Origin of the sequence: Actinomyces ruminicola (assembly GCF_900103885.1) — a bacterium.
GTDB lineage: Bacteria > Actinomycetota > Actinomycetes > Actinomycetales > Actinomycetaceae > Actinomyces > Actinomyces ruminicola.
Genome location: NZ_FNIM01000010.1, coordinates 76,184 through 82,677, shown reverse-complemented (window position 1 = coordinate 82,677; position 6,494 = coordinate 76,184). Strand labels below are relative to the sequence as shown.

7 protein-coding genes are annotated in these 6,494 nt (G+C 68.7%); 1 reads left to right on the top strand and 6 read right to left on the bottom strand.

What is annotated here, in order from left to right; genetic code table 11:
* Nucleotides 1-1,191: hypothetical protein (locus BLR49_RS13270; protein WP_176765832.1), on the top strand; the 1,191-nt coding region annotated here is incomplete at its 5' end.
* Nucleotides 1,192-1,350: 159 nt separating this feature from the next.
* Here BLR49_RS13270 and msrA read toward each other — a convergent pair.
* The 6 genes from msrA to BLR49_RS09000 form a co-directional block, all read right to left on the bottom strand.
* Nucleotides 1,351-2,094: a peptide-methionine (S)-S-oxide reductase MsrA gene (msrA, locus tag BLR49_RS09025; RefSeq protein WP_092536677.1), complete on the bottom strand. Its 744-nt coding sequence runs from the start codon at nt 2,092-2,094 to the stop codon at nt 1,351-1,353.
* Between the two features lie 145 nt (nt 2,095-2,239).
* Nucleotides 2,240-2,734 (bottom strand): GreA/GreB family elongation factor, encoded by a 495-nt coding sequence (locus BLR49_RS09020; RefSeq protein WP_092536674.1) that lies wholly within the window; start codon nt 2,732-2,734, stop codon nt 2,240-2,242.
* A 72-nt stretch (nt 2,735-2,806) separates the two neighbouring features.
* On the bottom strand, nt 2,807-3,832 hold the full coding sequence (locus BLR49_RS09015; RefSeq protein WP_092536671.1) for a PPK2 family polyphosphate kinase: 1,026 nt from the start codon (nt 3,830-3,832) through the stop codon (nt 2,807-2,809).
* A gap of 162 nt (nt 3,833-3,994) precedes the next feature.
* The gene (locus BLR49_RS09010; RefSeq protein ID WP_092536668.1) at nt 3,995-4,633 is read right to left on the bottom strand and encodes a hypothetical protein; all 639 of its coding nucleotides are present in this window, start codon (nt 4,631-4,633) and stop codon (nt 3,995-3,997) included.
* Complete coding sequence (locus BLR49_RS09005; RefSeq protein WP_092536665.1) at nt 4,603-5,757, bottom strand: hypothetical protein; 1,155 nt, start codon at nt 5,755-5,757, stop codon at nt 4,603-4,605. Before BLR49_RS09005 ends, BLR49_RS09010 begins: the two co-directional genes overlap by 31 nt.
* Nucleotides 5,758-5,762: 5 nt before the next feature.
* Nucleotides 5,763-6,485 (bottom strand): ATP-binding cassette domain-containing protein, encoded by a 723-nt coding sequence (locus BLR49_RS09000; protein ID WP_092536662.1) that lies wholly within the window; start codon nt 6,483-6,485, stop codon nt 5,763-5,765.
* Nucleotides 6,486-6,494 lie beyond the last annotated feature (9 nt).

The window sequence follows — 6,494 nt, the reverse complement described above, 5'->3', positions numbered from 1 at the left end:
GCGGCCCGTGAGGCGGTGGGCCTGCGGCGGGTGCTGGCTGAGCAGGACCCGGCCGCCTTCACCCCGAACCTGGTCATATCGCTTCGCGTCCTGGCGAGTCTCCTGGCCGAGGTCGGCAATGTTGACGAAGCGCTTTCGGTGTTCACGGCGCACAGCGAGAGCTTCAGCCCCTCCACCCGCGCCCGCCTCCTGCTCGCCCGCGCCAACTGGCGCGACCACGGCAAGGCAGAAGACCTGGTCCAAGCGGCCCGAATGGCGGACGACTCGGATGATCCGGCACTACTCGGCCCGGCCCGCCGCGAGGTAGCACAAGCGATCCGGACCTCCGAGGTGGACACTCACCCAGAGGCGCTTCCGGCCTGGGCATTGCTACCCCCACAGGACCCGCGGATGGAACTGCTACAGGGATGGCTGAAGTGCTCGGATGTCTCCGAACGCGTGGACTTCCTGGAACGGAACTTTTCCGAGCCCACAGCGGATGACGTGGCCTTCTACGCTGCCGCCGCCGAGCTGTATGTGGACATCCCGGCGATCGAGGCACTGGCGCAAATGGTTGAGTACATCGCAGAGGCGGGCATCGAGTTGGTGGCCGAGCAGCTGCGGGTCATCGCACGTGCCTATTCGCTTGCCCAGCACTTGCTGGAGGCCCACCAGTCCGGCAGCGGAAGCAGCTTCCTGCGCGAGCAGCTCTCCGGCGCGGACGGAACACCTCGGGACGAGCCTGCATGGGAACAGACTCTGTCCCATCCACAGATGCGCGACGCCGTGACTTCCGTATTGGATGACAATCTCCCAGAAGCCCTGGCCCAGCGCATGCGCGCCATACTGGACCTCGCCCTGCTCGCCGACCCGGAGCTCGCCTACGCGGTTCACGACACCTCCGAGGGCGCCGAGGACGCCCTCCAAGAGCTGCTCGAGGCACACAACTGGCGAGCCCTGGCAGCGGCAGTGAAGGTGCGCGCGGAGCTGTCCGGCGGCACCTACGGGCGCGTAGCCCTGGCGGTCGCCGCAGCCGCAGCGGGAGACGTTGACGAGGCCCTGGCTCACATAGAACCCGTCTGGCAGGGGGACCCGGTCGACCGCCGCCTCATCGACGCCCTCCTCACACATGCGGCGCTCGATCCCGAGTGCCCCGAGGGCCTGACCGAGCTCCACTCCCGGCTATCCGCCCCCTCCCGCCGAGATCGGTAGAAGTTACGTGCCGAGATCGGTAGAAGTTACGTGCCGAAATCGGCACTAGTTACGTGCTGAGACCGGCACTAGTTACGTGCCGAGATCGGCACTAATGACGTGCCCGGGTCGGTCCGAACCCGCCACACGCGGCGCAGTCGAGCGCTGGCACGCCTACTCCTACACAGCCTCCGGCGGCAGCACGTCCGTCTGTGCCGGCACTTCTGCAATGCCGATCGGGCAGGTGATGCCGTTGGGGCCGTGGTTGCAGTAGCCGCCCGGGTTCTTCTCCAGATAGCCCTGGTGGTAGTCCTCGGCCAGGTAGAACGGCCCGCCGAACTCGTCGTACAGCTCCGTGGCCGGGGCGATGGTGGTTACGCAGGTGCCGCGGCCCAGCCGGGTCAGCTCCCCCTGGAAGGCAGCCCGGATGGCCAGGGCGGCATTCGCCTGCGCCGACGTCGTGGTCCACACCGCCGAGCGGTACTGGGTGCCGACGTCGTTGCCGTGCCGGTTCAGCTGGGTGGAGTCGTGGTTCTCCCAGAAGGTGCGCAGCAGGCTCTCCCCGCCCGCGCCGCACACGGCGGGGTCGTAGGCCACCCGCACCGTCTCGGCATGGCCGGTGGCGCCCGTGCACACCTCCCGGTAGGTGGCGTTCGGGGTGGTGCCGCCCATGTAGCCCACGGCGGTGGCGACGACGCCGGGCCGGCGCCACAGGAAGCGCTCCACGCCCCAGAAGCAGCCGCCCGCCAGGTAGATGACCTGGGTGCCTTCGGGCCAGGGACCGTCCAGGGGTGTGCCCAGGACGACGTGCTCGCCCGGCTCGGGCAGGAGCGTGCTCTCCCGACCGGGGATCTCGGCGTTGCGGGCCGGGCGCTGCCGCGGCGTCGGGGCGGAGGAAGGAACGGACTGCGAAGGTGCTGTCATGGGGACGACGTTACCCGCGGGCGCTGGGCGCGCGCAGAGCGGTCCATGGACGCTCGCCCGGGGCGAATGGGAGGACGCGCCGACATGCGGGCGCCCCGCTCCCACCGCGATGGCCGGGAACGGGGCGCGACGCCGGGTAGATACGTCAGAGCGCCTTGACGTCAACGATCTCGGCGGAGATCTCCTTGCCGGTGGGTGCGTTGTAGCTGACCGTGTCGCCAGCGCGGTGGCCCATGAGGGCACGCCCCAGGGGAGCGTCGGGGGAGAAGACCTTGACACCCTCGGGGACGTCCTCGGTGATCTCCTGCCCGCCCAGGGCGAAGGTCTGCTCGCGGCCGGCCACCTTCGCAGTGACGATCGTCCCCGCGGTGACGGAGCCGTCGAAGGGGGCGGCGCCGACCTGCGCGTGCTCCAGCATCTCGGTGAGCGTGACAATGCGGGCCTCGTTGAGCGAGGCCTCCTCGCGAGCCGCGTGGTAGCCGGCGTTCTCGCGCAGGTCGCCCTCCTGGCGCGCGGCCTCCACGCGCTGGGCGATCGCCTTGCGCTCAACGCTCTTGCGGCGCTCGAGCTCCTCGGTGAGTCGGTCGTACGCCTCCTGGGTGAGCCAGGTGCCCTGCTGTTCGGTGGTCTCGTCGGCCATGGTTCCTCCTTGCGAACGGGCGGCAGTAATCCTCAGAAATCCTCAGGTGCTGTCTGGATATAAAGGGCGAGTCTATACGCTCCCGCCGGATCGTGCCTCGGCGGCCGCTGCATCGACGACGGCGTCCTTGCCGTTGGCCCGCCTCAGCCGCTCCTTACGGCGGGCGTCGTAGCGGGCGAGCGCCCCGGGGGAGAGGGTGGAACGAACACGCTCCCGCTCCGCCTCGACGTCGAACGCGGCCAGCGGCCAGGAGACCTCCTGGTCGGCCAGGGCGTGCAGCAGCAGCTCGGTGACCACCAGCCGCGTGTACCACTTGGAGTCCGCAGGCACCGCATACCACGGAGCCGTCTCGAAGGAGGTGGCCGGCAGCATCCGCTGGTAGATCGCCTGGTAGTCGAACCACTTGGCGCGCGTGCTCAGGTCCGACGGCGAGTACTTCCAGCGCTTGTCCGGGCGGTCGATGCGCTCCAGCAGACGCAGCCCCTGCTGCTCGTGCGAGATCATCAGCGCCACCTTCAGGATCGTGGTGCCCGCCGCGATGAGCTCCTCCTCAAAGGCCCGGATCTGCTCCACGCGCTCAGTGAAGGCGTCGTCGTCGAGCATGCCGCTGGCTCCGGGCACGAGGATGTCCTCGTAGTGGGAGCGGTCGAAGAAGCCGATCATGCCGGGGCCGGGAACGGCCTTGCGGATCCGCCACAGGAAGTCGTGCGCCAGTTCCTCCTCGGTGGGGGCCTTGAAGGCCTTCAACTGCACGCCCTGCGGATCTACCAGGCCCATGACGTGGCGTGCGAGCCCGCCCTTGCCGGAGGTGTCCAGGCCCTGGGCAACCACGAGGATGCGCTTGGGGGAGCCCTCCCTTGAGGCGGCGAACAGGCGCTCCTGCAACGAGGCCAGCAGCGGCGTGGCCGCCTCCACGTAGGTGGCCGCCTCCGCCTCGCCTCCCTCCCATCCGGGGGTGGCCGCGTGTTCGAAGGACGCCAGGACGAAGGAGGACCCTACGCGCAGGGCCGCGCGCGGATCGAGGGACCAGCGGCTCACATCGCGCAGCGGGCCGCGGCGATGGTGGTTGTGTGCGGCACTGCCGTTCTTCTTGGGCATCTCGGTTCCCCGTCCTGTACCGGTCGCGTGGATCACAGCGTAGCTGTGCGCGGGTCTGCCTCTCGCACACGACTTCGCCTCTGAGACACGCGTTTTCGGCGCTTTGCGGGTGTTTAGAGCGTGTAGAACTCCAAAACACGTGTTCGTGGCGGGATCGCGTGTCTATGAGGCAAGCGCGTGTTGATGGTGCAGGGCGCGTGAGCGCCGCAGCCAGATGCTCGCCGCGAGCACGGTGCAGGCCGCGAGCAGCTCGGCGGCGCTGGGGTCGCGGTTGATCAGCAGGAGCGCGTTGCCGGGGAGGAAAAGTCCCATCGTCCCGTATATCACGACCGCGAGGGTGGTCCGCTCGAAGCCCGCATAGGGCAGCAGCAGCGCGATCAGCCCGCCGACCCACAGGGCATTCTCAATGCACAGCTGCGCCACATCCCGGCCGCCGGCGAGACCGCCCACGCATCCGCTGACCATCGCCAGCAGTGCAGTCAGCGCCAGCAGCCAGATGAGCGTGACTCGCCGATGGCGGGGACGGCCGTGGGGGATGAGGCCGGCGAAGGGGTCGTGCAGCCAGCTAGCTATAACCGGCGCGGCGATCACCGGCAGGTAGAAGTACCCGTAGGCGACGTGCTGTCCGGACAGCGCCTCCTGATCCGACTGGAAGGTGGGGATCGTGACCGAGGCGATCGCGGAACAGGCCACCACGACGAGCAGCAGGGCGGCGGCATGCATGCGGGAGCGGTGCGCAATGAGCTCAATGCGCACGACTGGCAGGAGTCTCAGCACGTTGACCCCAGCGGCTCGTTCCACCAGGTGAGCTGGACATCCTCGGAGGCGTCGCTCATGAATTCCATGCCGTCCATCTCGACCAGGTCTTCCAGGGGCCACATCCCCAGCTTGTAGTGGAGCCAAGACTCGCGACTAAAGGGATGCTCCTCATCGAAGCAGACGTTCCAGTCGGCCGCGGCGGCAGCCACAGCGCTACTCGGATCGGTACGGACGCCGCTAGCTGAGAGAAAGGCCATCGAGTCGCCTGCACTCGGATAGTCGATGCCATCCTCGATGTAAGTACTGGGCCGGCTCCCCGGCGGCAGGACCTGCGCGATCTGCTCGGCTGTGCCTAGGGCGCGCGGCAGGAAGCGCTCGTGGTCCGGCAGCAGGCACACCCGGGCGCCGTCCGCCTCGGAGCACACGTACCGGTCCGTCAGCAGCGACTCGCCTATGGCCGGCGGGGCAATCGTGACGAGCGCTCCTCCGGCCCCGACCAGCAGCGCCGCAGCCGCCGCGGGCAGGCGGAGGCTGCGACGGCGCAGTTGCGCCTGGCTCAGCAACAAGGCTCCCGCGGCTATCGCCATGAGGAACAGCGTCTGGAACACGAAGTGCGTAGGCACTGGGGTCAGTGGCAGGAACAGGTGCAATGACGTCAACGGGGTGAAGCCGGGTACTGTGCCGTCGGCATCCACCCAGTCGAGCGTCACGGGGACGATGTATGTGACCAGGATGACCAGCGGAAGCGAGAAAGCCGGGTGCAGGAACAGTCCCAGGGCCAGGCTGAGCGCCAGGACCGCCAGCACGGCCGCCGTCGCTGCTACGGGCGGCCAGGCCGAGGGACTGGTCGGCGTCGGGTTGAGCCCCGCCGTGATGGCGTAGGCGGTCGCTACCACCAGCAACCACGCGAGGAGGCTCGGGGCCAGGCACCGGCGCAGAAGGAAACCCGCCATGCGGGTACCACCGCATCCCAGCTCCAAGGAGCGCAACGGTTCAATATTGCGCCGCGCATACAGAGCCAGCGGCAGGCCCGCCAGCGTAGCCGCGACCATCCCGCTGCTTCCCAGCACGGTGCCGGTCTCGTTCCAGTCGCCCGCCCAGCTGGGATCGGCATTGAGGCTCGCTGCAGCCGCCATGGCAAGAATCGCGGCAGATATCCAAGGCATGCGCCTCATGCGGCCGCCCGAGCCCGGTCCAGGCAGGCCAGATAGGCCTCGTCGCCGTCGCGAGTGTCCGGTGCGAAGCGGGCGAGGAAGTCGTCTACGGCACCGGCGTGTACCACCCTCCCGGCGTCAAGAACGACGACGTGATGCGCCGCTGGCAGCACATCATGCAGTGCGTGCGTGGACACGATCACGCGGCACGAGCGCGCTACCTCCGCGATCAGCTCAAGCAGCCCGCGGCGCTGGTGGGGGTCGAGGTCGTTGGTCGGCTCGTCCAGCAGCAGTAGGGCCGCAGGCGAGACGTGGCTGGCGGCGAAGGCGAGGCGGCGGTGCATGCCGCCCGACAGCTTAGACACCGGCTTGTCGGCGTCCTGGCTCAGCCCGATCTCCTGAAGCAGTTCCGTGGCGCGTTCCCGTGCCTGCGTGCGTGAGGCGCCGTCGAGCCAGGCCAGGTGCTCAAGCACCTCACGGGCGTGCAGATCCCGCGGCAGCTGCGGCGACTGCGGCATGAGCGCAACGGAGCTGGGGCTGAGCATCCCGCCGCCGAACCTGACTTGCGGATGCGCAAACTTGATTCTGCCGGCCAGGGCGGACAGCAGCGTCGTCTTGCCGGCACCGTTCGGTCCCGCCAGTACGGTTGTGCCCCGCGGCAGTTCAAGACCGGTGACATCGAGAGTGAAGTCACCCCGCTGAACCCGGCATGATGTGATCGTCAGGGAGCCCGTGTCCATCGCGTGCCC